The following is a 25,306-nucleotide window of genomic DNA, read 5'->3' on the forward strand; positions in this document are numbered from 1 at the left end:
CTACAAGGACTCCTTGCCCCGTTATCCCTGTCGGCCAATCGCAACGCCGGATGAAGCGACATGGTCCATGGTGTGCGCCTTACCCTGGCGGCACCATTACGGAGGAGAACCCGGAGACCACGGTGCGCATCCACGAATCGATGATCGACCTCGTCGGCAACACCCCGCTGGTGAGGCTCAACAAGGTGACCGAAGGGCTGCGGGCGACCGTCCTGGCCAAGGTCGAGTACTTCAATCCCGGCGGCAGCGTGAAGGACCGCATCGCGCTGCGCATGATCGAGGCGGCCGAGCGGAGCGGGGAGCTGGAGCCAGGAGGCACCATCGTCGAGCCGACCAGCGGAAACACCGGCGTCGGCCTCGCCATGGTGGCCCAGCAGAAGGGCTACAAATGCATTTTCGTCTGCCCTGACAAGGTCTCCACGGACAAGATCAATGTGCTGCGCGCGTACGGCGCCGAAGTCGTGGTTTGCCCCACGGCGGTGGACCCCGAGCACCCCGATTCGTACTACAACGTCTCGGACCGGCTCGTACGCGAGACGCCCGGCGCCTGGAAGCCGGACCAGTACAGCAACCCGCACAACCCCGAGTCGCACTACCACTCCACCGGACCCGAGCTGTGGGAGCAGACGGACGGGCGGATCACCCATTTCGTCGCGGGCGTCGGCACCGGCGGCACCATTTCGGGGACCGGGCGCTACCTGAAGGACGCGAGCGAGGGGCGCGTCAGGGTCATCGGCGCGGACCCCGAGGGGTCCGTCTACTCCGGTGGCTCCGGGCGCCCGTATCTCGTCGAGGGCGTGGGCGAGGACTTCTGGCCCACGGCCTACGACCGTGAGGTCGCCGACGAGATCGTCGCGGTGTCCGACAAGGACTCGTTCCAGATGACGCGGCGGCTCGCCAAGGAGGAGGGGCTCCTCGTGGGCGGCTCCTGCGGGATGGCCGTGATGGCGGCGCTGCGGGTCGCGGAGGGGCTCGGTCCCGACGACATCGTGGTCGTGCTGCTGCCGGACAGCGGGCGCGGATACCTCTCGAAGATCTTCAACGACGACTGGATGGCGGACTACGGCTTCCTGGAGGACGCCGGGCCGAGCGCCCGCGTCGCCGACGTGCTGAAGGACAAGGAGGGCGGCGCGCTGCCCTCGCTCGTCCATATGCACCCGGAGGAGACGGTCGGTCAGGCGATCGAGGTGCTGCGCGAGTACGGGGTCTCGCAGATGCCGATCGTGAAGCCGGGCGCGGGGCACCCGGACGTGATGGCCGCCGAGGTCATCGGCTCGGTCGTGGAGCGGGAGCTGCTCGACGCGCTGTTCGCCCAGCGGGCCTCCCTGCACGACCCGTTGGAGAAGCACATGTCGGCTCCGCTGCCGCAGGTCGGCTCCGGGGAGCCGGTGGCGGACCTGATGACCGTGCTCGGTGCGGCCGACGCGGCGATCGTGCTGGTCGAGGGCAGGCCGACGGGTGTGGTGAGCCGTCAGGACCTGCTGTCGTTCCTGGCCAAGAACGGTGCGAAATAGGCCGGTTCGGGGTCGATCGGCAGTCCGTTCCGTAGGCCGCTTTCCCGGGTTCGCGAAAACGGTACGAGCGCGACACGTGCGCGCAGCACCGGCTTAACACGGCTCCGGCAGATTGGTGGATGTCGGAAGGGGCGGGAGCGGCTCCCCGCCCCACCCGGCACCGAGCGGCGTCAAAGGAACCTCCGGAGCGGCTCCCGGACCTCCATGGACGCCCTGGGCGTGCACCCGGCCTGACCGGGGCGCGTCCCTCGCGGGGACCGCCGTCGTCCCGCCCCCCGTCACACGGGGGTGCGGCGGTCCCCGCGCAACTCACTTCTCCCGTGCGGGTGTTGACCGTCTACGGGTATTGACCGTCACTCGACGAAGAGGCCGCGCTCCGCCGCCCGTACGTCGAACTCCTCGAGGCGCGCCTGTGCCTGCGGCAGCCCGTCGCACATCGCCTCAAGCAGCACCCGGCCCAGCAGCATCGGCGAGCACGCCGTGTCGAAGGCGAGGCCCGTTCCGACCGCCGCGGGCAGCAGCAGGTCGGAGTGGCGGGCGACGGGGGCGAAGGCGGAGTCGGCGACCGTGACGACGGTCAGGCCCGCCTCCTTCGCGTACGCGAGGGCGTCGACGACCTCGCGCGGGTGGCGGGGGAGCGCGAAGCAGAGCAGGGTCGTGGCGCCCGCGCGGACGGCCGCGTCGATGCGGTCGGCGAGCATGGTGCCGCCCTCGTCGAGGAGGCGTACGTCGGGGTGGACCTTCGCGGCGAAGTACGCGAATCCGAACGCCTGGGACGCGGCCGCGCGCAGCCCGAGGACGAGCAGCGTCGGCGAGGCGGCGAGGATCCGGCCCGCCCGCTCCACCGGCTCCGGGTCGGCGAGCAGTTCGGCGAGGTGCCGGAGGTTGGCGATCTCGGCTTCCACGGCCTGCTGGTACTCGTTGGCCTTGGTGGCGGTGGCCGGTCCTGAGGGTGCCGTCTCGCGCAGGTGCTTGCGCAGCGCCGGGTAGCCGTCGAAGCCGAGCGCCACCGCGAACCGGGTCACGGAGGGCTGGCTCACGCCCGCGAGGTCGGCCAGCTCCACGGACGACAGGAACGGCACCTCGGCCGCTCGCCGCACCATGCAGTGCGCGATGCGGCGCTGGGTGGGGGTGAGGCGGTGCCCCTCGAAGAGGCTCTGGAGGCGGGCGGAGGGGCCCTGTGCCCCCGCGTCGTCCGACCCGCTCCGTGTGCTGTCCGTGCGCTCGCTCATGTCTCCCGCCGGTCCATTCAAGGGTCCCGAATTGTGCATGATTCTATTCAAAATGCAGGCGTGGGGGCTAGGGGCCCTGGGGCTAGGGAGTCACGAACCGGCCCAGCAGTCGTGCCGCGCGCTCCACGTCCTCCGTCAGCGGCCGGTCCGCGATCTCCGCCGGCAGTTCCTGCGACGCCAGCTCGAACGCCCGCCCCACCGGGAGCTCCGCGTCCGGATGCAGGTCGCGCAGCCTCAACGCCCGTACCGCCGCGACCAGTTCACAGCCCACGACCTGGCGGAACGCCGCGCACGCGCGCAGGGTCTGGCGGGCCGCCAGGGAGGCGAAGCTCGCCTGCTCCTCGACGCCGCGGGAGAGCACGGCGTGGCCGAGCGAGGCGGGGGCCGAGAAGGCGCGCAGGTCGGCGAGGGCGCCACCGGCGGCGTACTCCAGGATCATCACGCCGGACGACGCCGGTTCGCCGTCCGCGAGGAACGGGCGAAGGCGGGTGAAGTTCGGTTCGTTGAGGGTGGAGAGGCGGGACGTGGAGAGGCGGGCCACCTGGCTGATCGCGAGGCGGAAGTGGTCGAGGGCCAGGGCGAGTTGGGCCATGTAGAAGCCGCCGTGGTGGTAGGCCGCCATCTCCGTGTACGAGATCAGGGGGTTCTCCGCCGCCGCGTTGATCTCCACCGTGAGGACGTCCTCCAGGGCGTCCGCCGCGTCCTGCGCCGGGCCGTGGATCTGCGGCACGCAGCGGAAGCCGTACGGGTCCTGGATCCGGCCGAGCGGGGGCGTCGGGTGGTCGTCGGCGCCGAGGATCTCGCGCATCCGGGCCGCCACGTCGAAGCTGCCCCTGTGGCGGCGCGACTCGTGCACGGGCAGGGCGTACGCCTCGTAGGAGCCGTCGACCGCGAGCAGACTCAGGGCCGCCACCAGGTTCGTCGCCGCCAGCAGATCGCGCATCTCGTGCAGGGCGAGGGCCGCCTGGCCGAGGGTGAGCGCGTTCGAGGAGATCAGGGCCAGGGCGTCGTTGTTGTCGAGGGGCTGCGGCTTGGGCGGGGTGCCCTTGCCGCGCCACGGGTGCTCGCCGGCGAGGGCCAGGCCCATCTGGGCCAGGGGCGCGATGTCGCCGGTGCCGACCGAGCCGTGCTCGTTGACCGCCGGGTACGCGCCCGCCTCCAGGGCCTCGCAGAGTGCCGTGACGACCGTGGGGCGCAGGCCCGCGCCGCCGGCCAGGAGCTGGTTCGCGCGGACCGCGAGCATCGCGCGCACCTCGCGCTCCGGCAGCTCGTCGCCGATCGCGCCCGCGTGGCTGCGCAGCAGGCGCAGGCCGTGGTCGGCGGCGGCCTCGGTGGGTACGTCCTCGCTGCGGTTGGCGCCGACGCCGGTGGAGCGGCCGTAGACCCTGCCCCAGGCGGCGATCTCCCGCGCCGCGTTCCAGGACCGGTCCACGCGGTTCATGGCGTCCGTGCCGGGGACCGGACGGGCGCTCGCATGGGCGAGGCGGACCACGTCGGCGACCGGGAGGCCGTGGCCGTCGAGCACGACGACCGGCTGTGACACCATGCGCTGTTCCCCCTTGATCAGTGTTCAAATGCCCCGAAACGGGCGTCCGCGTCTCATAGTTCGGTCCCCGGTGCGGGGATTTACCTGCGATTTACGCGGGGGCATTGACAAGTTATTCACGTACCGAGAACTCTGCATGACGATATGCAGGACGGGCAAGAGGACTCCAGAGGCGCTCCATGATCCAGTTCGACGCGGTCCACAAGCGATTCCCGAACGGCACGACAGCGGTGCATGATCTCTCGCTCGACATGCCGGAAGGGGGTGTGACCGTCTTCGTCGGCTCGTCGGGCTGCGGCAAGACGACCAGCCTCCGGATGATCAATCGTATGGTCGAGCCCTCGTCCGGCACCATTCGGGTCGGCGGGCGCGATGTCCTGGAGCAGGACGCGGCCGAGCTGCGGCGATCCATCGGGTACGTGATCCAGCAGGCGGGGCTGTTCCCGCACCGGACCGTGCTCGACAACGTCGCGACGGTGCCGCTGCTGCTCGGGTGGGGGCGGAAGAAGGCGCGGGCCGCGGCCGGTGAGCTGCTTGAGCGGGTCGGGCTCTCGGCCGAGATGGGCAAGCGGTATCCGCATCAGCTGTCCGGTGGTCAGCAGCAGCGGGTGGGTGTCGCGAGGGCGCTGGCCGCGGATCCGCCGGTGCTGCTCATGGACGAGCCGTTCGGGGCCGTCGACCCCGTCGTGCGTACCCAGCTTCAGGATGAACTGCTGCGGCTTCAGACCGAGTTGAGCAAGACCATCGTCTTCGTCACGCACGACATCGACGAGGCGGTGCGGCTCGGGGACCGAATAGCCGTGTTCCGGGAGGGCGGGCACCTCGTGCAGTGTGCTCCGCCGGAGGAGCTGTTGGCGCGGCCGGCGGACGAGTTCGTGGCGGACTTCCTCGGGGCCGAGCGCGGGTTGAAGTTGTTGTCCCTGACCACGCTCGCGGGCGTCGGGCAGGGCGAGTACCCCGCGGACACCGGCTGGGAACTGATCCTGGACGAGGCGCGTAAGCCGTTGCTCTGGCGTGACGAGGGGACGGGCGTGGAGCTGCCCATACGCCCCCTGCGGGACACGGACTCCCTCCTGTCGGCGCTGAACGAGTCGATCGCGGCGCCGGGCGGGTTCGTGGCCCGGGTGGACGCGGAGGGCGTGCTGGTCGGTGTCTCGTCCCGCGACGAGATCCACGACCGCGCCGGCCTCGCCCACGCCACCGCCGGGCCCGGCACGGGACAGAGCGCGGGAGCCGGCAAGGCCGAGGCCGCCGAGGACACGGACGTGACGTCATGACCATCGACTGGTCCTGGATCGGGGCGCACCAGTCCGATCTCGCCACCCTCACCCTCTCCCACCTCCAAGCCGCCCTCAGCGCCGTGCTGTTCGGGCTCGTGATCTCGTTGCCGCTGGCTGTCGTCGCGCATCGGGTGCGGCCGCTGCGTGGGTTTCTGCTCGGGATGTCGAATGTGCTGTTCACCATTCCGTCCATCGCCGTCTTCGTGCTGCTGCTGCCCGTCTCCGGGCTCACCCGCACCACCACCGTCATCGGCCTGACGATCTACACGCTCGTCGTCCTCCTGCGGAACACCGTCGAGGGGCTCGACTCCGTGCCCGCGAAGACGAAGGAGGCCGCCAAGGCGATGGGGACGCGGCCGATGCGGACGCTGCTCACCGTCGAGCTGCCGCTCGCGCTGCCCGTGATCATGGCGGGTGTGCGGATCGCCACCGTGATGGCCATCTCGCTCGTGTCCGTGGCGACGTACATCGGGGACGGCGGGCTCGGCCAGCTGTTCACCGACGGGTTCCAGCGGAACTTCCCGACCCCGGTGATCGTCGGCGTCGTCCTGACCCTGCTGCTCGCGCTCGTCGCGGACGCGCTGCTCGTCGGCGTGCAGCGGCTGCTCACTCCGTGGGCCCGTACCCGTACTCGGACCCGGAAGGCCTGAACCCGCCATGTTCGAACTCTTCAAGAACCTCGGGGCCTGGCTGGTCGGCGGGGAGCAGTGGGCGGGGAGCGACGGCATCGCGACGCGCGTCGCCGAACACCTCCAGTACTCACTGCTCGCCACGCTCGTCGCCGCCGCGATCGCCCTGCCGGTCGGGCTGCTCATCGGGCACACCGGTCGTGGCGCCTTCGTCGCCATCAACCTGTCGTCCTTCGGGCGGGCCCTGCCGACCGTGGGCCTGGTCGTGCTCGTCTTCCTCGCGAGCGGTCTCTCGATGTGGCCCGTCTACATCGCGCTCGTCGCGCTCGCGGTGCCGTCCATCGTCACCAATACGTACGCCGGGATGACCGCCGTCGACCCCGAGGTGCGGGATGCCGCGCGCGGGCAGGGCATGAAGGCCCACCAGGTGCTGTTCCAGGTCGAGTTGCCGCTCGCGCTGCCGCTCATCATGACGGGCCTGAGGCTCGCGCTCATCCAGGTCGTCGCCACCGCCACCATCGCCGCGTACGTGTCCTTCGGCGGGCTCGGCCGCTACGTCTTCGACGGGCTCGCCCAGCGCGACCTGGTGCAGGTGCTCGGCGGGGCCGTGCTCGTCGCGGTCGTCGCCATCGTGCTCGACCTGGCGCTGTCCGGGCTCCAGAGGCTCCTCTTCCGCAACCGCCCCACCACTCTCAAGTCCGCCTAGGAGCAAGCAAGATGCGCAATCTCAACCGACGTGCCCTCCTGGGCGGCCTGGCAGCCGCGGCCTCCGTCCCGGCCCTGTCCGCCTGCTCCAGCGGCATCACCTCGCTCGACCAGCAAGGGGGTTCGCTCTCCGGCGGCGGCTCCAGCAAAAAGGGTGTCACCATCGGCACCGCCAACTTCACCGAGAACCAGGTGCTCGGCTACCTGTACGCGGCCGCGCTCGAAGCCGCCGGTGTGAAGACGAGCGTGCGGCCGAACCTCGGTACCCGCGAGATCCTCATCCCCGCCCTCAAGGGCGGCGACATCGACCTGCTGCCCGAGTACCAGGGCGCCCTCCTGCACTACCTCGACAAGAACGCGAAGGCCACCGAGGAGGGCGAGATGCAGAACGCCCTCGCCATGGTGCTCCCCACCGGCCTGCAGATCCTGCCGTACGGGATGGCCGAGGACTCCGACGCGTTCGCGGTGACCCGCGAGACCGCGAAGAAGTACAAGCTCAAGTCGCTCGCCGACCTCGCGAAGCACAACGGGAAGCTCGTCATCGGCGCCGCCCCGGAGGTCAAGAAGCGGCAGGTGGGGTCCGTCGGGCTCAAGGACGTCTACGGCGTCGAGTTCAAGGAGTTCAAGTCCCTTGATTCGTCCGGGCCGTTGGTGAAGGGCGCCCTGAAGAAGGGCGACGTCGACGTCGCCAACCTCTTCACCACCGACACCGACATCGCCGCCAACGACTGGGTCGTCCTCACCGACCCCAAGAACCTGGTCCCCGGTCAGCACGTCGTCCCGCTGATCGCCGACCGCAAGGCCGACTCGACCGTCCGTAAGGCCCTCGCCCGCCTGGGCAACGTGCTGACGACCGAGCAGCTCACCGAGCTCAACCGGCTCGTGGACAAGGACAAGAAGGACCCCGAGGACGTCGCGAACGACTACGCGCGCAAGCACGGGCTCACGAAGAAGAAGTAGGGAGCGGGATCCATGGCAGCGGGAGTAGTCGAGAAGCACTCCATCGACGTCGTGCCGGACAGCGAACGGCACGGCAGCGCGTTCAATCAGTTCACCCTCTGGCTCGGTGCCAACCTCCACATCACGGCCGTCGTCACCGGCGGGCTCGCCGTCGTCTTCGGCGGCGACGTGGTCTGGTCGCTGATCGGGCTCGTGCTCGGCAATCTGCTCGGCGGCGCCGTCATGGCGCTGCACTCGGCGCAGGGCCCGAAGCTCGGGCTGCCCCAGATGATCCAGTCCAGGGCCCAGTTCGGAGTGAAGGGCGCCGTCGTCCCGCTGCTCCTCGTCATCCTGATGTACGTCGGGTTCTTCGCGAGCGGCACCGTCCTCGCCGGGCAGGCCACCGCACGGCTGACGCACACCAACGACACGACGGGCATCATCGTCTTCGCGCTCGTCACGGGCGTCGTGGCGACGGTCGGCTACCGCGTCATCCACGCCCTCGGGCGGGTGGCGAGCGTCGTGTGCGCGCTCGCCTTCGTCTACCTGGGCGTGCGACTCTTCGACCGGACCGACGTCGGCGCGCTGCTGGGTGACGCGCACTTCTCGCTGCCGATGTTCCTGCTCGCCGTCTCCCTGTCGGCCTCGTGGCAGCTCGCCTTCGGCCCCTACGTCGCCGACTACTCGCGCTATCTGCCGCGTACGACCAGCGGCAAGGCCACGTTCTGGTGGACGCTCGCGGGCTCCGCGCTCGGCTCGCAGTGGTCCATGGCGTTCGGTGTGCTGGTCGCGGCGAGCGCGGGCGAGAAGTTCATCGACAACCAGGTCGGGTACGTCGTGTCGCTCGGCGGGGCGGGGCTCGCCGCCTCGTTCTTCTACTTCGTGATCGCGCTCGGCAAGCTCACCGTCAACGTGCTCAACACGTACGGCGGCTTCATGTCGATGGTCACCGGCATCAGCGGATTCCGCGGCCAGCGGGTGCTTTCGCAGCGCGGCCGGGCGGTCTACATCGGGATCATCATGGTCGCGGGCACGGTGGTCGCCCTCGCGGGCAAGGACAGCTTCCTGACCTCGTTCAAGGACTTCCTGCTGTTCCTGCTGACGTTCTTCACGCCGTGGTCCGCGATCAACCTGGTCGACTACTACCTGATCTCGCGCGAGCGCTACGACCTCCCCGCTCTCTCCGACCCCAACGGCCGGTACGGCGCCTGGCGTTGGGACGCGCTCGTGGTCTACGGGATCGGGCTGCTCGCCCAGCTGCCGTTCCTGGTCACGCACTTCTACACGGGCCCGCTCGTCGAACCGCTCGGCGGCGCGGACGTGTCGTGGATCGTGGGCCTCGTCGTCCCGGCCGTCCTGTACTGGCTGCTCGCCCGGCGCAATGCGGGGGAGTGGCCCAGTGAGAAGACGGGGGATAGCCCTACTGCGGTGGGGGCCACCGCTCCGTAACGTCGAGCGGTATGGAAGCCCGCGAACGCGCTAGCGACGCCGAACTCAAGAAGGAACTCGACGCCACCCTGCACGCACGCAGGGAACTCGGCGACGACTACGAGCCGGCGCTCGTCGACTCCTTCCTGGAAAAAGTCGAGCAGCGGCTCGACTCCGTCGTCGACCGCAGGGTGCGGCGACAGCTGGCCGAGCACCGGATCACCGTGGCCCGCGGGGCCCGCGACTCCGGCGCGGAGAACTGGGGCGAGCGCTTCGGCTTCGCCGTGGTCTCGCTCGTCCTCGCCATCCCACTGTCCGCGATCGCCGTGGTCAACGCCGGACTGCCCGGGCTCTTCGTGGCCTGGGCCGGGATCGTCGGGGTGAACGGGCTGCACGCGGTGCGGTGGGGGCCCGTCCGGCGCCGCGAGCGCCGGGACCGCGAGGAGTCCGACTGGGAGGGGTAGCCGGGGTGGGCCCGTAGAGGCCCGCGCGGACGTGAGGTGACGTGAGGGCGCCGCGCCGGTGGATCCGGCGCGGCGCCCCTCACGTGCTTCGCTCAGACCTCCAGCTCACCCTCGATCTTCTTGAGCTGGTGGCGGGCCATCGCGAGGTTCGCGCGGGACTTGTCGAGCACCAGGTACAGGAACAGACCGTTGCCACCGCGCCCCGTGATCAGGCGGATCAGGTGGTACTGGGACCCGAGGGTGATGAGGATGTCCTCGATGCCCTCCTTGATTCCCAGCTGCTCCATGGTGCGCAGTTTTGAGCGGACGACGTCGGTGTTGCCGGCCGCGGCGACCTCGAGGTCGAAGCTCTTGGTGCCGCCGATGGTGCCGAGGGCCATGCCGCTGGTGTAGTCGACGAGGGCCGCGGCGGTGGCGCCTTCGATGGAGGCGAGGGCGTCCTTGAGGGCGGTCTCGGTGTTGGCCATGATGCTGGGTCCTTTCGTGCGTTCTTTGCGGGCGTGCCGGTGGTCAACTCATGGGCTGGGTCGGCACGTTGGTGGGCGGCCGGACAGGGAGTCCGGTCTCGGTCGTCGTGGTGGTGGTGGCTGCCGTGCGGGCACGGGCCCGGCCGCGGACGCGGGGGGTCGGCTCGGGCGGCGTTTCCTCCTCCGGGGGAGCGGTGAGCTCCCCGATGCGGATGCTGGAGCGGCGTCCCTCGAGATGCAGCCGGCCGACGTTGATCCGGTCCTCCGCGAGGAGCGTGAGGACGGCGGTGTCCCCGGCCGCGTACGTCGCGACGTAGCCGTCGGCGCCGCGCACCAGGAGTTCGCGGAAGGCGCCCTGCTCGGTGGCGTCGGCCAGGCGCTGGGTGACACCCAGCGCGGTGGCGGTGAGCGCGGCGACACCTTCCGGTTCGACGCCCGGGGCGTCATGGGCGAGCACCAGGCCGTCGACGCTGGCGACGAGGGCCCCGGTGACCTGGGGTACGCGGACTCTCAACCGCTGAAGTTCGGCGAGGAGCGCGCCCTGGTCGGCCATCGGCAGTCTCCTTTCTGGGGTTCGGGAGGAACGCAGCAGGCGTTTCACAGGGCCTCCAGACCGGCGCGCAGCCGCCGCAACAGGGCCACGTCGGGGTCCTCGACGACGGCCTGCTCGGGCAACGAGGGCGGAGCCGGCGCGGGGACCGGGGTCACCAGTCCGCACGCGGCGAGGCGCCGCAGGTCGACAAGGGTGTGGAAGGCGGGCCTGCCCAGGGTGAGCGCGATCTGGGAGGCCGTGCGCGCGCCGTCGACGAGGTCGAGGACGTGACGTCTGCGCGGTGGTACGGACGCCTCGCCGTGCCGGATGATCCGGTTGAGCGGCGCCGAGTCCGTGTCCGGCTCGGGCCAGATCCGCTGGAGCAGGTCGCGGCGGCGCAGCGTCTCGCGCTGGACCGCCGCCACCGGCACCGGGCGCACCGACCCGAACCAGTGCGAGACGCCGTACCGGAACCGGGTCGGCCCGCTGCTCGGGGCGAGCGTGAAGTACGCGGCGTCGAACAGGGCGCCCAGATGGCACAGTTCGAGCGCCCCGTCGGAGAGCCGGCCCTGCTCGACGAGGTAGCGGCCGACCCGCTGCCGCGCGCCCGCCCGGTCCACGGCCTCCGACCAGCCCTCGGCCTGCACCGCGCCGCCCCTGGTGAGCAGCACGTCCATGCCGGGGGTCGAGGGCGATTCGGCGTGCACGACCCGGCCGTCCTCGAGATAGAGGGTGCCGTGCTCGCGGATCAGGGCGCCGGTGGCCTGCTCGTCGGCGAGCCGGCTGAGCATCGGCGAGACACCCGTGCGGGCGTCGATGCTCATCCCAGGACCATCCGGTCGGATATGTCGGTGAGCCGCAGCCGGGCGAGCGCGAGGTTGCCCTCGCCCCGGTCCAGCCACAGGTGGATGAAGACGCTGCTGTCGAAGGTGGTGCGCACGAAGCGCAGTACGTGATAGCTGTCTCGATTGGTGACGATGACGTCCTCGACGGGGGGCGCCTTGTCACTGGCGGATCCCTGCGTCCAGTCGCTGCCGTCGGCGGGGGCGAAGGCGCGGTGCTCGGCGGCGATCCTGGCCAGTTCGGCGGACTCGGCGGCGTCCGCCTCGTGGTCCCCGTTGCGTGCGTCGCCGACCGTGCCGAGGGCGAGACCGCTGGTCCAGTCGACGACGGAGGCGCCACGTGCTCCTGGAAGCCGCATGACCTCCAGGAGACATTCGTCGATTCCGGGCACCCCTGAACCTCCCCACCCGATCGCCACTTTGTGCACCACTCGTACACGTGTGACGACGAAGCTACGCACGGTACGGAGAGCAGGTGAGGCTTCTGGCATTTCCCGGTGGAACATGCGTGGGACGGCTAGAATCCGCCAACCGGCCGCGGGGGTTGGCGGATTCGGGCCGCTCGGGCGCGCTCCGGGGCCCTACTCGTCCCCGTGCGCCTTCATCACCGCCTTGTTGACGGCCCACAGTCCGATCCCGATGGCGACGAGGATGCCCGCCCGGATGTAGACCTCGGCGGCGCGGTCGGCGAGCGGACTGGCGAGGATCAGCGAGGTGACCGCGCCGAGCACCGGAAGGACCGTCGGCGTACGGAAGTGCCGGTGGTCGACCGGGTCCCTGCGCAGCACGAGCACGGCGACGTTGACCACGGCGAACACGCACAGCAGCAGGAACGACGTGGTGTCGCCGAGCCCCTCGATCTCCCCGGTCGACACGAGCCCGACCGCGAGCAGCGACACGAAGACGATGCCCACGACGGGCGTGCGTCGCTTGGGCAGCACCCGGCCCATCGCGCTCGGCAGGATGCGCTCGTTGGCCATCCCGTAGCAGAGCCGCGAGGCCATCATGATGTTGATGAGCGCCGAGTTGGTGACGGCGAACAGGGCGATCAGCGCGAAGAGCTTGTGCGGGAAGTCGACGCCGCCGGCCTTCACCACTTCGAGCAGCGGCCCGCTCGACGCCTCCAGCACCTTGTGGTCGACGAGCAGCGAGGACACGAGTGCGACGAGCACATAGATGGTGCCGGTCACGGTGACGCCGATGAAGAGCGCGCGCGGGAAGGTGCGGGCCGGGTTCTTGGTCTCCTCGGCCATGTTCACCGAGTCCTCGAACCCGACGAACGCGAAGAAGCCCAGCGCGGTCGCCCCCAACACCCCTGTCATCAGGGCGAATCCGGTGCCGCCCGTGTCGATGTCGGTCAGCCGGGACGGCTCCCCCTCCCCGGTCAGGACGGCGTACGCGCCGATGGCGAGGATGATGGCGAGCCCGGTCACCTCGACCAGGGTCAGTACGACGTTCGCCTTCACCGACTCACTGACGCCCCGCAGGTTCAGCGCGGCGAGCGCGAGCACGAACAGGATGGCGACCAGGGTGGGCGGCAGCGCGTTGCTCGTCAGCTCGCCGAGGTAGTCGCCGCTGAACGCGCGGGCGGCGGCGCTCGCGGACGAGAGCCCCGAGCACATCACCATGAACGCGATGATGAAGGTCAGGAACGGGACCTTGAACGCCTTCTGCGCGTAGAGCGCCGCGCCCGCCGCCTTCGGGTACTTGCCGACGAGTTCGGCGTACGAGGCGGCGGTGAGCAGCGCCACGACGAACCCGATGACGAACGGCAGCCACAGCGCACCGCCGACCTTCCCCGCGACCTTGCCCGTGGTCGCGTAGATCCCGGTGCCGAGGATGTCCCCGACCACGAACAGGATCAGCAGTTTCGGCCCGATCGCCCGGTGCAGTGGGGTGTCGGCTGTCGCAGATGTCACTGGACCTCCCGCGAGGTGCGTAGGTGGTTGTCCGCGTAGGAGGTAGGGATTCCCCCGGGCACCTCTTGACTAGACCTATTCATGTCGCCAGGATGTGAATAGAAGGCTGAACAGCCGATCGACACGCACTCCAGGAGGCCGCCGATGTCAGGACCCCGCCCCGTACGAGCCCCGCGCGGCACCGAGCTCAACACCCTGGGGTGGCAGCAGGAGGGCGCCCTGCGGATGCTCATGAACAACCTCGACGGCGAGGTTGCCGAGCACCCCGACAAGCTCGTCGTCTACGGCGGCACCGGAAAGGCGGCCCGGTCCTGGGAGGCGTACGACGCGATCGTGCGCACGCTGAAGACGCTGAAGTCGGACGAGACCCTCCTCGTCCAGTCCGGCAAGCCGGTCGGCGTGCTGCGCACCAGCGAGTGGGCGCCGCGCGTGCTCCTCGCCAACTCCAACCTGGTCGGCGACTGGGCCAACTGGGAGCACTTCCGCAAGCTGGAGGCCGAGGGCCTCATGATGTACGGCCAGATGACGGCCGGCTCGTGGATCTACATCGGCTCGCAGGGCATCGTCCAGGGCACGTACGAGACGTTCGGCGCGGTCGCCCGCAAGAAGTTCAACGGCACGCTCGCCGGGACCATCACGCTCACCGCCGGTGTCGGCGGCATGGGCGGCGCCCAGCCGTTGGCCATCACCATGAACGAGGGCGTCGCGATCTGCGTCGACGTCGACGAGACCCGCATCGACCGCCGCATCGGCACCCGCTACCTCGACGTCAAGGCCGACAATCTCGACCACGCCCTCGAACTGGCCGTGCAGGCCCGCGACGAGCGCCGCGGCGTGTCCATCGGCGTCGTCGGCAACGCGGCCGAGGTCTTCCCCGAACTCCTGCGCCGCGGCGCTCCGATCGACATCGTGACGGACCAGACCTCCGCCCACGACCCGCTCGCCTACCTGCCCGTCGGCATCTCCGTCGAGGACTGGGACAAGGAGCGCGAGGCGGACCCGGCCGGCTTCACGGAGAAGGCCCGCCAGTCGATGCGGCTGCACGTCGAGGCCATGGTCGGCTTCCTGGACGCGGGCGCCGAGGTCTTCGACTACGGCAACTCGATCCGCGACGAGGCCCGCAAGGCCGGCTACGACCGCGCCTTCGACTTCCCGGGCTTCGTGCCCGCGCACATCCGTCCCCTCTTCGAGGAGGGCCTCGGCCCGTTCCGCTGGGCGGCGCTGTCCGGCGACCCGAAGGACATCGAGGCCACCGACAAGGCGATCAAGGAGCTGTTCCCCGAGAACAAGCACCTGCACCGCTGGCTCGACATGGCCGGCGAGCGCATCGCCTTCGAGGGCCTCCCGGCGCGCATCTGCTGGCTCGGTTACGGCGAACGCCACCTGGCGGGCCTCAAGTTCAACGAGATGGTCGCGTCCGGCGAACTCTCGGCCCCCGTCGCCATCGGCCGCGACCACCTCGACTCGGGCTCGGTCGCCTCTCCGTACCGCGAGACGGAGGCCATGAAGGACGGCTCCGACGCGATCGCCGACTGGCCGCTCCTGAACGCCCTGGTCAACACCTCCTCCGGCGCCACCTGGGTCTCCCTCCACCACGGCGGCGGCGTCGGCATGGGCCGCTCCATCCACGCGGGCCAGGTCTGCGTCGCCGACGGCACGGACCTCGCTGCCGCGAAGATCGAACGCGTCCTGACGAACGACCCGGCGATGGGCGTGATCCGGCACGTCGACGCGGGCTACGAGCACGCGGCGGACGTGGCGGCGGAGCGCGGCGTACGGGTGCCGATGCGGGAGGGCGAGTGACCAATCAAGCCCCGCCGGCGTTTGAGGCGGCCCGTCCGGCAGGACTTTCGGGAAGGGGCGGGGTGGGGAATTCTCCGTCCTTCCTGGAGATGTGGCGCGATCTGCGCCCCATCGGTCGCAACGCCGACTCCGGCGGCTACCGCCGATTCGCCTGGACGGCCGCCGACACCGACTGCCGCGCATGGTTCAAGTCCCAGGCCGAATCCCGCGGCCTGACCTACGAACTGGACCGCAACGGCAACCAGTGGGCCTGGCTCGGCGACCCCGAGGCCGGCGACGCCGTCGTCACCGGCTCCCACCTGGACTCCGTCCCCGACGGCGGCGCCTTCGACGGCCCCCTCGGCGTCGTCTCCTCCTTCGCCGCCCTGGACGAACTCCGCCGCAGGGGAGCGGAGTTCACCAAGCCCCTCGCCATCACCAACTTCGGCGACGAGGAAGGCGCCCGCTTCGGCCTCGCCTGCGTCGGCTCCCGCCTCACCGCAGGCGTCCTCACCCCCGAGGCGGCCCACAAGCTCATGGACGCCGACGGCATCACCCTCCCGCAGGCGATGGAGCGGGCCGGTTACGACCCGGACGCGATCGGCGCCGACCGCGAACGCCTGGACCGTATCGGCGCGTTCATCGAACTCCACGTGGAACAGGGCCGCGCCCTGGACCTCTCCGGAGACGCCATCGGCATCGCAAGCTCCATCTGGCCCCACGGCCGCTGGCGCTTCGACTTCCGCGGCGAGGCCAACCACGCGGGCACGACCCGCCTGGTCGACCGCCGCGACCCGATGCTGACCTACGCGGAGACGGTCCTGGCGGCCCGCCGCGAGGCCCAACTGGCGGGCGCGGTAGCCACGTTCGGCAAGATCTCGGTCGAGCCGAACGGCGTCAACGCCATCCCCTCCCTCGTCCGCGGCTGGCTCGACTCCCGCGCCGCCGACCAGGAGTCCCTGGACGCGACGGTCACCGGGGTCGAGAAGGCGGCCCGCGAGTACGCGGAGGCGCACGGCATCGACGTATCGCTGACCCGCGAGTCGTTCACGCCGATCGTCGAGTTCGACGACGCGCTCCGCGACGAGCTGGCCCGCATCCTGGGCACGAAGGACTCGGCAGCGGATCTGAAGGTCCCCGTCCTCGGAACGGGAGCGGGACACGACGCGGGAATCCTCGCCCAGTCGATCCCCACCGCCATGCTGTTCGTGCGCAACCCGACGGGCGTCTCGCACTCCCCGGCCGAATCCGCGGCCGAGGACGACTGCCTGGAAGGGGTACGCGCACTGGCCGACGTACTGGAAGGACTGGCCTGCACGTGACGCAGACGACGATGTACTGGTTGGAGCACGCCTGGCTCGGCACGCATGTCGAGCCGGGCGTGGCGGTGGACGTGTCCGATCAAGAAGGGGTGGGCCGCTTCACGGCGGTCCGCACGGGGGTCGGCGCGCCCCCGCCCGGCGCGACGGCCCTGCGCGGCCTGACCCTCCCCGGCCTCGCGAACGCCCACAGCCACGCCTTCCACCGGGCGCTCCGCTCGACGGTCCAGGTCGGGTCCGGGACGTTCTGGACGTGGCGTGAGGTCATGTACTCGGTGGCGGACCGCCTGACGCCGGACACGTACCACGCACTCGCGCGGGCGGTGTACGCAGAGATGGCGCTCGCGGGCATCACGGCGGTCGGTGAATTCCACTACCTCCACCACGCCCCCGGCGGCACCCCGTACGCCGACCCCAACGCGATGGGCGAGGCGCTGATCGCGGCGGCGGACGAGGCGGGCATCCGCATCACCCTCCTCGACACGGCGTACGTCTCCTCCGGCTTCGGCAAGGCCCCGGACCACCACCAGCAGCGCTTCAGCGACGGCACGGCGGAGGCGTGGGCGGAACGAGCGTCCCTGCTGAAGGACCGCCCGCACGCCCGGATCGGCGCGGCGATCCACTCGGTACGGGCGGTCCCGGCGCCCCAACTGTCAACGGTCGCGAACTGGGCCGCGGCCCGCAGCGCCCCGCTCCACGTCCACCTCTCCGAACAGACAGCGGAGAACGACGCATGCCAGGCAGCCCACGGCTGCACACCAACCCAACTCCTGTCGGATCACGGGGTATTGGGCGCACGGACCGTCGGCGTCCACAACACCCACCTCACGGACACGGACATCGCCCTGCTCGGCGGCTCGTCCACGGGCACGTGCATGTGCCCGACGACGGAACGCGACCTGGCGGACGGCATCGGCCCGGCGGTGGAACTGGAGCGCGCGGGCTCGCCCTTGTCGTTGGGCTCCGACAGCCACGCGGTGATCGACCTCTTCGAGGAGGCGCGCGCGATGGAGCTGAACGAGCGCCTGCGTTCCCGTACGCGCGGCCACTGGACGGCGGCGGCCCTGCTCCGCGCGGCCTCCGCGGACGGCCACGCGGCCCTCGGCTGGTCGGACGCGGGAGTCATCGAGCCCGGCGCGGTGGCCGACCTGGTCACGATCCGCCTCGACTCCGTCCGCACGGCGGGCCCCGAGCCCCGCTTCGGCGCGGAAACGGCGGTGTTCGCGGCGAGCGCGGCGGACGTCTCCGACGTGGTGACGGGTGGCCGCGTGGTGGTCCGCGACGGCGAACACGCCCGGCTTGGCAACGTGGCAGAAGCCCTGACATCGGCCATCGCCGCACTGCACAACTAACGCCCCGGCCCCCGCTTTTTAAGCCCCGCCGGCGTTTGAGGCGGCCCGTCCGGCAGGACTTTCGGGAAGGGGCGGGGTGGGGAAGAAAACCCCACCCACCCACGGAGAGGAACCATGACGAACCCCACCACGGCCATCACCAACATCGGCACCCTGGTCACGAACAACCCCGACCTGGGCGAAGGCCCCCTCGGCCAAATCCACAACGCCGCCCTCGTCATCGAGAACGACAAGATCGCCTGGGCGGGCCCCACGGCCAAGACCCCGGCGACGGACGAGACCCACGACGCCGCCGGCCGCGCCGTCATCCCCGGCTTCGTCGACTCCCACTCCCACCTCGTCTTCGCCGGCGACCGCACCGCCGAATTCAACGCCCGCATGTCGGGCCAGAGCTACTCCGCCGGCGGCATCCGCACGACAGTCGCGGCAACGCGCGCCGCAACGGACGAAGCCCTGGAGGCGAACCTCAAGCACCACCTCGCCGAGGCCCTCCGCCAGGGCACAACAACCTTCGAAACCAAGTCCGGCTACGGCCTGACGACAGCGGACGAGGAACGCGCCCTCCGCATCGCAGCAGCCCACACGGACGAAGTCACGTACCTGGGCGCCCACATCGTCTCCCCGGACTACGCGGACGACCCCGCGGCATACGTGGAATTGGTGACGGGCGAAATGCTCACCGCCTGCGCCCCCCACGCCCGCTGGATCGACGTCTTCTGCGAAAAGGGCGCCTTCGACGGCGACCAGGCCCGCGCGATCCTCACGGCAGGCAAGGCCAAGGGCCTGCTCCCCCGCATCCACGCGAACCAACTGTCGTACGGCCCCGGTGTCCAACTGGCGGTCGAACTGGACGCGGCATCGGCCGACCACTGCACGCACCTCACGGACGCGGACGTGGACGCCCTCGCACAGGGCAACACGGTGGCCACCCTCCTCCCCGGCGCCGAATTCTCCACCCGCGCCGAGTGGCCGAACGCCCGCCGCCTCCTGGACGCGGGCGCGACGGTCGCGCTCTCCACGGACTGCAACCCGGGCTCGTCCTACACGTCCTCGGTCCCCTTCTGCATCGCCCTCGCCGTACGCGACATGGGCATGACCCCCGACGAGGCCCTCTGGTCGGCCACGGCAGGCGGCGCCAAGGCCCTCCGCCGCACGGACATCGGCCACCTCTCCCCGGGTGCACGAGCCGACCTGACCTTCCTGAACGCCCCGAGCCACGTCCACTTCGCCTACCGCCCGGGCGTCCCACTGGTCTCGGAGGTGTGGCGGGCGGGGAATCGCGTCTAGGGTTTCCCGACCAACCGCGAACGGGGGAAAGCGATGGATCCCGAAATCGAAGCCGGTGACGGCGTGGAAGAACCGGCCGGGCCTCCGGCGGAGGACGCCCTGCACCGCTGGGCCCGTGAAAACGGCATCGTCCTCCACGACCGAGGCCGCGTCCCCCGGAACGTCCGCGAGGCCTACGACGAGTCGCAGTGAGCACCGAACGCGTCGAACGGGTCGACGACAACGACGAGGTCGTGACGGTCGTGAGCAGGGCTGACGCGATCCGCCACCACTGGCTGCACCGCATCGCCACGATCGTCTGCCGCGACCCCGAGGGCCGCACCCTCGTCCACCGCCGCCCCGACGACGATTCACGCTTCCCGGGCCAGTACAACTGGATGCTCGGCGGTGCCGTAGAGGTGTCCGAGTCCTACGAACAGGCCGCGGCGCGGGAGTTGATGGAGGAGCTGGGCGCCAGGGCCGCCCCCAAGTTCGTCCTCAAGTTCCGCTGCGAGGGAGTGATCAGCCCGTACTGGCTCGCCCTGCACGAAGCCGTCGTGACCGGCCCTTTCATCCCTGACCCCGCGGAGATCGCCTGGCACGCCTGGCTGACGGACGCCGAACTCGTCGATCTCGTCGGGCACGAGAAGTTCGTCCCGGACGCCCGCGAGGCCTTCGACCGCTACCTCGCCGCGCAACGGTCCGCCGGTCGCCAGGCCCGTCACGCACTCCTGCCGCCGGGGTAGCTCACCGCTCCTCTTCCCCGCGCACCTGACGAAGCACCTCGGAGAGCCGGACCGGAGCCTCCGGCCGAGCGGGCGGGCCCAGGACCGCGACCGGACGCCCGTCGCGGATGATCTCCACCCGCACCCGCACCGGTTTCCCGGCTACAGGCTCTCCCCCGCCCGCCACCGCTGCTCGTCCCCGCCGTGGAACTTGCGTTGGCCGAGGCGGAACGAGCCGTCGTCGAGGGGTGTCACGGCGGTTTTCCAGTCGGAGGCGGGGCGGATCGAGCCGTCGCCGTGCACGGAGAAGGTGAGGTCGGCTCCGTGGTCGTCGTCGGCGGCCGCGCAGTGGCCGAGGCCGATCGCGCGGTCGGTGTCGCCGCGGTTGTCCAGGCAGAAGTCGGGGTTGGCGGCGGACTGGATGACGCCGAGGGCCGGGTCCACGCGCCACTGCTGGCTGCCCGTGCGGTCGCACTTCGCGGCCACGACGTCGTCGCCGTCCGTCATGGGCGTGCGGGAGACGTCGAGGCACAGGCCGGAGGCGACGTCGATCACCTCCGCGTACTCCTCGCCGGGCGGGCGGAAGCGTGGCGGCTGCGGTTTGTCGGACGAGGACGAGGACGGCTTCGAACTCGGCTTTCCCCGTGGGGGGTTGGTGGTGGGCCTCGGGGGCGGAGGCACCGTGATCGTCTCCGTGCTCCGCGCCGTCGTCGTCGCCGTGGCGGTCGTCGTTGTCGTCGTGGTGGCCGTCGTCGTCGCCGTGACCGTCACCCGGACCGGGGGCGGTGTCGTGGGCGTCGCGCCCATGCCCTGGCCCACCGCCGACAGGTCGGGGCGGCCCTCCGTCAGCGTCAGGATCAGCAGCGGTACGAGCAGCACGCCGACCGCCGCCGAGGCGAGCGCGAAACCCATCGGTGTCGCGCGGACGACCGTTGGGCGCCGGGCCGCCTTCCGGCGGGCGCGTCCGGCCGGGCGGCCGCGTCGGTCGGCCCTCGTCGTGGGCGTCGCGCGGTGGCGGCGTGGAGCGGTCTGCTGGGGCGCCACAGAAGGAGCCGTAGGAGTAGGAGCAGGAGCTGGAGCGGGGGCCGTCGGTGGCGCCTCCGTCAGGAGGTAGTCCGTGCCGCCCCACGGCAACAGGCCCTCCGCCAGCGCGCGGCGCGGGTCGTCGCGCAGGGCCGTCAGCTCCAGGTACGCGGCCGTGCAGCTCGGGCAGCGGGCGAGGTGGGCGTCCAGGTCGGCGGTGTTGCGGGGCCGGCCGGGTCTGGTCGCCTCCTCGATGAGGCGCCCGTAGCCCCGGCAGTGCGTGCCCTGCGCGCGGGCCACCCGCGCCGCGAGGCAGGCGTCGCGCAGCGCGTCGAGCGCCGCGACCCGCGCCTGCGCCACCTCCCGCGCGGACATGCCGGTGACGATGCCGGTGGCGGCGTCGGAGTCCCCGTCCACCACGGAGTGCCAGAGCAGCGTCTGGGTGCGCGGCGGCAGCGTATGGAAGGCGGAGAGCAGCGCGGCGGGTGCCCTGGGGGCGTCCCTGTCCCTCGAGACGAGGGTGGCCAGGAGACCGGGGGAGAGGCGTGCGCGGCGCTCGTCGGTGGCCCACTCGGCCGCGGTGCGGTGGACGAGCAGCAGCGCGTGATGGCGCCAGGAGCCGCGCGGTTCGACGCCGCGCGCGACCTCGCGTGCGGCACGTGCGAAGGCCTGCGCGCCCAACTGCCGTGCGGCGTCCGTGTCGTTGGCGCACACCCGCGCGTACGCCAGGAGCGCGTGCCGGTGCCTGCCGCGCAGCTCGCCGAGCGCCGGGTACGCGGTCGGGGTGTCGGCCCGCAGCAGGGCGACGAGCCGGTGGTCGGGCGCCGTGGCATGGGCGCCACCGTTCGCAAACACCGTGTCCTCCTGTCACCGGGTGCCAGATGGGTGCTCATAGTGGTGCAGGAGAGGTGCTACGGGTAGGTGTTTCTCGGGGTAACCGGCCGTGGAGAAGCGGGAGTTGACAAAAACACACCGAGGGGGCCGACGGTGTGCCGGTCGGCCCCCTCGACGTGACAGGGTGTTACGGGTGGTGCCGGTGTTACAGGTCCGAGCGATTACTCCTCGAGCGTCAGACCCTTGCGCAGGCGCACCAGCGTCCGCGACAGCAGCCGCGACACGTGCATCTGCGAGATGCCCAGTTCCTCACCGATCTCGGACTGGGTCATGTTGGCGACGAACCGCAGCGACAGGATCTTGCGGTCGCGCGGGGGAAGGTCGGCGATCAGCGGCTTCAGGGACTCGACGTACTCGATGCCTTCGAGCCCGTGGTCCTCATAGCCGATGCGGTCCGCGAGCGCACCCTCGGAGTCGTCCTCCTCGGGCTGGGCGTCGAGCGAGCTGGCGGTGTAGGCGTTGGACGCCGCCATGCCCTCGACGACCTCTTCCTTCGACAGGCCCAGGCGTTCGGCGAGCTCGCCCACCGTGGGGGCGCGATCGAGCTGCTGGGCGAGTTCGTCGCCCGCCTTGGCAAGGTCGAGACGGAGTTCCTGGAGGCGGCGCGGTACGCGCACGGACCAGGAGGTGTCACGGAAGAAGCGCTTGATCTCGCCGACGATGGTTGGCATCGCGAAGGTCGGGAACTCGACCCCACGGCTCAGCTCGAACCGGTCGATTGCCTTGATCAGGCCGATGGTGCCGACCTGGATGATGTCCTCCATCGGCTCGCTGCGGGAGCGGAACCGGGAGGCCGCGAACTTGACCAGAGCCAGGTTCAGCTCGACCAGCGTGTTGCGGACGTACGAAAATTCGTGAGTGCCTTCTTCGAGGGACTCGAGCCGCTCGAAGAGGGTCTTGGAGAGGGCTCGGGCGTCGAGCGGTCCCACCTCGTCGTAGGGGGGGATCTCCGGAAGGCCTTCGAGGCCTTCAAGGCTTTCGGCCTCGACGTCGACAGTTTCCGGGGGGAGTGTCGACGTCGCTTGGTCAGTACGCGATTCGTCGAGCCGGGCTGACATGATGTCCTCCATGCGTTCTCGGCATATGGCTGCCGATGCCAATGCGTGCACTGCTTTTAAGTGCGGCGCCTCCAAAGCCGGCCGTGGTCGAATGTTGTCCTTACTAGGCCTACCCGTTTTCCACACCGGGCCGCAAGTGCGTTCTGAGTCGAAATGTCCGAATTCTAGAGGTTGTTCGGGTGTCGATGCACGGCCTGAGGGCGTAGTGTTCGAGGGCGTCAATCGGCACGTCGAAGGCAGCGAGAGAGAGACGTCATGGACCGCGGGACAGTCGGCAGTGCGCATCGGGGCCGGCTTCTGGTCGAGGTGCGACAAGAGGGCACCAGTGCCGTCGTGACCCCAGCCGGTGAGTTGGATCACCATACGGCCGACCTGCTGCGTGAACCCCTGGAAGAATGCCTCAGCAATGGACATTCCCGGCTCGTGATCGACTGTTCTCGCCTCGAATTCTGCGATTCGACGGGGTTGAACGTGCTGCTCGGGGCCCGGCTCAAGGCCGAGGCGGCCGGTGGTGGAGTGCACCTCGCGGGCATGCTTCCAGTGGTTGCGCGGGTGTTCGAGATCACTGGCGCGGAGGCCGTCTTCACGGTGCACGCGTCGCTCGACGAGGCCCTCCAGCCGGACCCCTCCGGCGACTGACCGGAACCGGGCGGCTGCGTAGTGTGGTCGGCGGCAGAAGTTACGCTCCAGTTGTCGCTGTGTGATCTAGGCGTTACCAGCGTCACAGGAGCCGTTCTGAACAAGTGGGTGTTTCCGTCGTTCCCTCGGGCAGGAGACCCCCCGAACACGACCCCGACCCTGCGACCCCGATGACCCTCCGACCCCGATCCGCGACCCGGACTTCATGGCCGGGCAGTGGGAACTCGGACCCTGAATCCTGAATCCTGAAGCTGAATTGGTGAATCGGTGAGGTGAAGTGCTGATGAGCACCACCCGGCCTTACTCGCCGGGCGACCACGGCCCCGAGTCCGGTGAAGTACCGGTCGTCGCGGGTCCGCGGGTCCGCAGGCTGAGCCTCAGCGGCGCGAGCGGGATCGTTCCGCTCGCCCGTGACTTCACCCGCGAAGCGCTGCACGCCTGGGGCTGGCTGCCGGCGGCGACCGCGGACCGCCGGGCCGCGGCGGAGGACGTGCTGCTCGTCGTCTCCGAGCTGGTCACGAACGCGTGCCTGCACGCCGAGGGGCCCGACGAGATCATCCTGTACTTCGGCGACTCCCCGGCCAACAAGGTGCTGCGCATCGAGGTCGCGGACCGGGGGGCGGGCCAGCCGGCACCACGCACCCCGCACCGGGCGGGACGACCCGGCGGGCACGGCATGTTCATCGTCCAACGCCTCTGCCTGGACTGGGGAGTTGTCCGCACCCCGGGAGTCACGGGCAAGGTCGTGTGGGCGGAGGTCGGCGCCCCCGCGTAGCCGCCTTTCGTGCGTATTTGAGAGCACGCCGGATCGACTTCGATCCGGCGTGCTCTTTGTCTTCCCTCGGCAGGGTCCCCGGCGTACCTTGAGCCACCCAGATCTGATGAACCGTCAGTAACCTTCGGTCTGAAGGGACTTCGAGGTGACGTACCGGACGTACCAGAAACGAACCGCCGCGTTCGCGCTCAGCGCGGCCCTGGCAGGCTCGGCGGTGCTGATGGCCGCCCCCACCGCCTCGGCCACGGTGCAGAACGTGAACTACCAGTGCAAGACGCCGATCGGGAACAAGGGAGCCGTCTCCCCGATCGACATGAAGAGCGCCAAGAGTGGCAGTGGCTACAAGATCACGATGTCCTTCCAGAAGGGCGTCTCGTCCAGCCCCGTCGAGCTCGGCAAGGGCGCCATGCACCCGAGCGCGGTGATCAAGGTGGGCGGCGCGGACAGCGGCCAGTTCACGGCGACCGGGCCGCCGAACGACAAGGCGATCCCCGCCAACACCCCGATCAAGATCAGTGACTTGACGGGTACATACACGCCGAAGAAGAGCGGCAAGGTGGACTTCACCGCCGGCGTCCTCACCATCAAGGCGCTCGGTACGAACACCACGTGTACGCCGTCCAACAGCCCGAAGCCGTCGCTCGAGATGGACGTGAAGGCGGCGGGGGGCGGCGGGGCCGCGGATTCGGGTAGCGGGTCGTCGGCGTCGGCGCCGTCCGGTGGGGAGGAGTTGCCGCAGACCGGGCCGGAGGATTCGGCGATTGCGCTCGGGACGCTGGGTGGAACGGTGTTCCTGGCCGGAGCGGCGGGGGTGCTGTGGTTGACGCGGCGTAATCAGGCGGCGTCCCGTTAAGGGGCGGGCGTAGGCGGTATGACGTTGCGCTCGTCGATCGAGGGTGGGGCCCCGCGGTGTTGCGGTCGCGGGGCTCTGCCCCGAACCCCGCTGCTCAATCGCCGCAGGGGCTTAATTGTGGTC

The 25,306-nt window shown here is 70.4% G+C and carries 25 protein-coding genes; 16 read left to right on the forward strand and 9 right to left on the reverse strand.

Translation table 11 applies throughout. The features are described from left to right. The first annotated feature begins 122 nt into the window (after positions 1-122). Positions 123-1,514: a cystathionine beta-synthase gene (locus ACYSUO_RS24360; protein ID WP_461778363.1), complete on the forward strand. Its 1,392-nt coding sequence runs from the start codon at positions 123-125 to the stop codon at positions 1,512-1,514. 353 nt (positions 1,515-1,867) lie between these two features. On the opposite strand, the gene ACYSUO_RS24365 is transcribed toward ACYSUO_RS24360, so the two are convergent. After that, entirely contained in the window at positions 1,868-2,746 is an 879-nt protein-coding gene (locus tag ACYSUO_RS24365) for a MurR/RpiR family transcriptional regulator (protein WP_461778364.1), read from the reverse strand. Positions 2,747-2,828: 82 nt separating this feature from the next. Next, positions 2,829-4,292, reverse strand: a complete 1,464-nt coding sequence (locus ACYSUO_RS24370; protein WP_461778365.1) for an aromatic amino acid ammonia-lyase — start codon at positions 4,290-4,292, stop codon at positions 2,829-2,831. A 179-nt stretch (positions 4,293-4,471) separates the two neighbouring features. Here ACYSUO_RS24370 and ACYSUO_RS24375 point away from each other — a divergent pair, with 179 nt between their 5' ends. From ACYSUO_RS24375 to ACYSUO_RS24400, 6 genes are read left to right on the forward strand one after another with little or no spacing between them, the layout of a single operon-like run. Next, positions 4,472-5,569: an ABC transporter ATP-binding protein gene (locus tag ACYSUO_RS24375; RefSeq protein WP_461778366.1), complete on the forward strand. Its 1,098-nt coding sequence runs from the start codon at positions 4,472-4,474 to the stop codon at positions 5,567-5,569. Then, the gene (locus ACYSUO_RS24380; protein ID WP_461778367.1) at positions 5,566-6,222 is read left to right on the forward strand and encodes an ABC transporter permease; all 657 of its coding nucleotides are present in this window, start codon (positions 5,566-5,568) and stop codon (positions 6,220-6,222) included. The genes ACYSUO_RS24375 and ACYSUO_RS24380 overlap by 4 nt, the downstream gene beginning before the upstream one ends. Positions 6,223-6,229: 7 nt before the next feature. After that, positions 6,230-6,907: an ABC transporter permease gene (locus ACYSUO_RS24385; RefSeq protein WP_426903225.1), complete on the forward strand. Its 678-nt coding sequence runs from the start codon at positions 6,230-6,232 to the stop codon at positions 6,905-6,907. An 11-nt stretch (positions 6,908-6,918) separates the two neighbouring features. Continuing rightward, positions 6,919-7,866, forward strand: coding sequence for an ABC transporter substrate-binding protein (locus ACYSUO_RS24390; RefSeq protein WP_461778368.1), 948 nt, complete (start codon positions 6,919-6,921; stop codon positions 7,864-7,866). Between the two features lie 12 nt (positions 7,867-7,878). Beyond that, on the forward strand, positions 7,879-9,294 hold the full coding sequence (locus ACYSUO_RS24395; RefSeq protein ID WP_461778369.1) for a purine-cytosine permease family protein: 1,416 nt from the start codon (positions 7,879-7,881) through the stop codon (positions 9,292-9,294). Between the two features lie 11 nt (positions 9,295-9,305). Beyond that, positions 9,306-9,737 carry a hypothetical protein gene (locus ACYSUO_RS24400; RefSeq protein ID WP_461778370.1) on the forward strand — a complete coding sequence of 144 codons (432 nt, stop codon included), beginning with the start codon at positions 9,306-9,308 and terminating at the stop codon, positions 9,735-9,737. A gap of 92 nt (positions 9,738-9,829) precedes the next feature. On the opposite strand, the gene ACYSUO_RS24405 is transcribed toward ACYSUO_RS24400, so the two are convergent. The 5 genes from ACYSUO_RS24405 to ACYSUO_RS24425 form a co-directional block, all read right to left on the reverse strand. Then, positions 9,830-10,204, reverse strand: coding sequence for a roadblock/LC7 domain-containing protein (locus ACYSUO_RS24405; protein ID WP_461778371.1), 375 nt, complete (start codon positions 10,202-10,204; stop codon positions 9,830-9,832). 43 nt (positions 10,205-10,247) lie between these two features. Further along, entirely contained in the window at positions 10,248-10,757 is a 510-nt protein-coding gene (locus ACYSUO_RS24410; protein ID WP_461778372.1) for a roadblock/LC7 domain-containing protein, read from the reverse strand. 44 nt (positions 10,758-10,801) lie between these two features. Then, complete coding sequence (locus ACYSUO_RS24415; protein ID WP_461778373.1) at positions 10,802-11,560, reverse strand: DUF4388 domain-containing protein; 759 nt, start codon at positions 11,558-11,560, stop codon at positions 10,802-10,804. Then, positions 11,557-11,970 carry a hypothetical protein gene (locus tag ACYSUO_RS24420; protein ID WP_461778374.1) on the reverse strand — a complete coding sequence of 138 codons (414 nt, stop codon included), beginning with the start codon at positions 11,968-11,970 and terminating at the stop codon, positions 11,557-11,559. Before ACYSUO_RS24420 ends, ACYSUO_RS24415 begins: the two co-directional genes overlap by 4 nt. Before the next feature lie 189 nt (positions 11,971-12,159). Continuing rightward, positions 12,160-13,497: an APC family permease gene (locus tag ACYSUO_RS24425; protein WP_461778375.1), complete on the reverse strand. Its 1,338-nt coding sequence runs from the start codon at positions 13,495-13,497 to the stop codon at positions 12,160-12,162. A 144-nt stretch (positions 13,498-13,641) separates the two neighbouring features. On the opposite strand from ACYSUO_RS24425, the gene hutU reads away from it, so the two are divergent. The 6 genes from hutU to ACYSUO_RS24455 all read left to right on the forward strand — a co-directional run bounded on the left by hutU (position 13,642) and on the right by ACYSUO_RS24455 (position 19,962). Further along, positions 13,642-15,300 carry a urocanate hydratase gene (gene hutU / locus ACYSUO_RS24430; protein WP_461778376.1) on the forward strand — a complete coding sequence of 553 codons (1,659 nt, stop codon included), beginning with the start codon at positions 13,642-13,644 and terminating at the stop codon, positions 15,298-15,300. Positions 15,301-15,389: 89 nt separating this feature from the next. Further along, positions 15,390-16,601 carry an allantoate amidohydrolase gene (locus tag ACYSUO_RS24435; protein WP_461778431.1) on the forward strand — a complete coding sequence of 404 codons (1,212 nt, stop codon included), beginning with the start codon at positions 15,390-15,392 and terminating at the stop codon, positions 16,599-16,601. Next, positions 16,598-17,950 (forward strand): formimidoylglutamate deiminase, encoded by a 1,353-nt coding sequence (locus tag ACYSUO_RS24440; RefSeq protein ID WP_461778377.1) that lies wholly within the window; start codon positions 16,598-16,600, stop codon positions 17,948-17,950. The genes ACYSUO_RS24435 and ACYSUO_RS24440 overlap by 4 nt, the downstream gene beginning before the upstream one ends. Positions 17,951-18,064: 114 nt before the next feature. Further along, a complete protein-coding gene (hutI, locus tag ACYSUO_RS24445; protein ID WP_461778378.1) occupies positions 18,065-19,237 on the forward strand; it encodes an imidazolonepropionase in 1,173 nt (390 codons plus the stop codon). A gap of 33 nt (positions 19,238-19,270) precedes the next feature. Further along, the gene (locus tag ACYSUO_RS24450) at positions 19,271-19,429 is read left to right on the forward strand and encodes an Lsr2 family DNA-binding protein (protein WP_461778379.1); all 159 of its coding nucleotides are present in this window, start codon (positions 19,271-19,273) and stop codon (positions 19,427-19,429) included. Further along, on the forward strand, positions 19,426-19,962 hold the full coding sequence (locus ACYSUO_RS24455) for an NUDIX hydrolase (RefSeq protein WP_461778380.1): 537 nt from the start codon (positions 19,426-19,428) through the stop codon (positions 19,960-19,962). Before ACYSUO_RS24450 ends, ACYSUO_RS24455 begins: the two co-directional genes overlap by 4 nt. 141 nt (positions 19,963-20,103) lie before the next feature. On the opposite strand, the gene ACYSUO_RS24460 is transcribed toward ACYSUO_RS24455, so the two are convergent. Both ACYSUO_RS24460 and ACYSUO_RS24465 read right to left on the reverse strand, forming a co-directional pair. Beyond that, a complete protein-coding gene (locus ACYSUO_RS24460; RefSeq protein ID WP_461778381.1) occupies positions 20,104-21,819 on the reverse strand; it encodes a ricin-type beta-trefoil lectin domain protein in 1,716 nt (571 codons plus the stop codon). A gap of 200 nt (positions 21,820-22,019) precedes the next feature. Beyond that, positions 22,020-22,928 (reverse strand): RNA polymerase sigma factor SigF, encoded by a 909-nt coding sequence (locus ACYSUO_RS24465; RefSeq protein ID WP_266710978.1) that lies wholly within the window; start codon positions 22,926-22,928, stop codon positions 22,020-22,022. 243 nt (positions 22,929-23,171) lie between these two features. Between ACYSUO_RS24465 and ACYSUO_RS24470 the strand changes: the two genes are divergently transcribed. The 3 genes from ACYSUO_RS24470 (at position 23,172) to ACYSUO_RS24480 (ending at position 25,183) form a co-directional block, all read left to right on the forward strand. After that, the gene (locus ACYSUO_RS24470) at positions 23,172-23,555 is read left to right on the forward strand and encodes an STAS domain-containing protein (protein ID WP_461778382.1); all 384 of its coding nucleotides are present in this window, start codon (positions 23,172-23,174) and stop codon (positions 23,553-23,555) included. Between the two features lie 283 nt (positions 23,556-23,838). Next, positions 23,839-24,330, forward strand: coding sequence for an ATP-binding protein (locus tag ACYSUO_RS24475; RefSeq protein ID WP_461778383.1), 492 nt, complete (start codon positions 23,839-23,841; stop codon positions 24,328-24,330). A 145-nt stretch (positions 24,331-24,475) separates the two neighbouring features. After that, on the forward strand, positions 24,476-25,183 hold the full coding sequence (locus tag ACYSUO_RS24480; RefSeq protein ID WP_461778384.1) for an LPXTG cell wall anchor domain-containing protein: 708 nt from the start codon (positions 24,476-24,478) through the stop codon (positions 25,181-25,183). Positions 25,184-25,306: the final 123 nt, after the last annotated feature.

The sequence above is a fragment of the Streptomyces sp. UC4497 genome, from assembly GCF_054871485.1.

What these genes read in the sequence shown, in the direction of transcription:
- ACYSUO_RS24465 (WP_266710978.1), bottom strand. Translation starts at nt 22,928, where the DNA reads ATGGAGGACATCATGTCAGCCCGGCTCGACGAATCGCGTACTGACCAA.
- hutU (WP_461778376.1), top strand. Translation starts at nt 13,642, where the DNA reads ATGTCAGGACCCCGCCCCGTACGAGCCCCGCGCGGCACCGAGCTCAAC.
- ACYSUO_RS24475 (WP_461778383.1), top strand. Translation starts at nt 23,839, where the DNA reads ATGAGCACCACCCGGCCTTACTCGCCGGGCGACCACGGCCCCGAGTCC.
- ACYSUO_RS24450 (WP_461778379.1), top strand. Translation starts at nt 19,271, where the DNA reads ATGGATCCCGAAATCGAAGCCGGTGACGGCGTGGAAGAACCGGCCGGG.
- ACYSUO_RS24410 (WP_461778372.1), bottom strand. Translation starts at nt 10,757, where the DNA reads ATGGCCGACCAGGGCGCGCTCCTCGCCGAACTTCAGCGGTTGAGAGTC.
- ACYSUO_RS24370 (WP_461778365.1), bottom strand. Translation starts at nt 4,292, where the DNA reads ATGGTGTCACAGCCGGTCGTCGTGCTCGACGGCCACGGCCTCCCGGTC.
- hutI (WP_461778378.1), top strand. Translation starts at nt 18,065, where the DNA reads ATGACGAACCCCACCACGGCCATCACCAACATCGGCACCCTGGTCACG.
- ACYSUO_RS24395 (WP_461778369.1), top strand. Translation starts at nt 7,879, where the DNA reads ATGGCAGCGGGAGTAGTCGAGAAGCACTCCATCGACGTCGTGCCGGAC.
- ACYSUO_RS24390 (WP_461778368.1), top strand. Translation starts at nt 6,919, where the DNA reads ATGCGCAATCTCAACCGACGTGCCCTCCTGGGCGGCCTGGCAGCCGCG.
- ACYSUO_RS24400 (WP_461778370.1), top strand. Translation starts at nt 9,306, where the DNA reads ATGGAAGCCCGCGAACGCGCTAGCGACGCCGAACTCAAGAAGGAACTC.
- ACYSUO_RS24365 (WP_461778364.1), bottom strand. Translation starts at nt 2,746, where the DNA reads ATGAGCGAGCGCACGGACAGCACACGGAGCGGGTCGGACGACGCGGGG.
- ACYSUO_RS24380 (WP_461778367.1), top strand. Translation starts at nt 5,566, where the DNA reads ATGACCATCGACTGGTCCTGGATCGGGGCGCACCAGTCCGATCTCGCC.
- ACYSUO_RS24375 (WP_461778366.1), top strand. Translation starts at nt 4,472, where the DNA reads ATGATCCAGTTCGACGCGGTCCACAAGCGATTCCCGAACGGCACGACA.
- ACYSUO_RS24385 (WP_426903225.1), top strand. Translation starts at nt 6,230, where the DNA reads ATGTTCGAACTCTTCAAGAACCTCGGGGCCTGGCTGGTCGGCGGGGAG.
- ACYSUO_RS24470 (WP_461778382.1), top strand. Translation starts at nt 23,172, where the DNA reads ATGGACCGCGGGACAGTCGGCAGTGCGCATCGGGGCCGGCTTCTGGTC.
- ACYSUO_RS24405 (WP_461778371.1), bottom strand. Translation starts at nt 10,204, where the DNA reads ATGGCCAACACCGAGACCGCCCTCAAGGACGCCCTCGCCTCCATCGAA.
- ACYSUO_RS24435 (WP_461778431.1), top strand. Translation starts at nt 15,390, where the DNA reads ATGTGGCGCGATCTGCGCCCCATCGGTCGCAACGCCGACTCCGGCGGC.
- ACYSUO_RS24415 (WP_461778373.1), bottom strand. Translation starts at nt 11,560, where the DNA reads ATGAGCATCGACGCCCGCACGGGTGTCTCGCCGATGCTCAGCCGGCTC.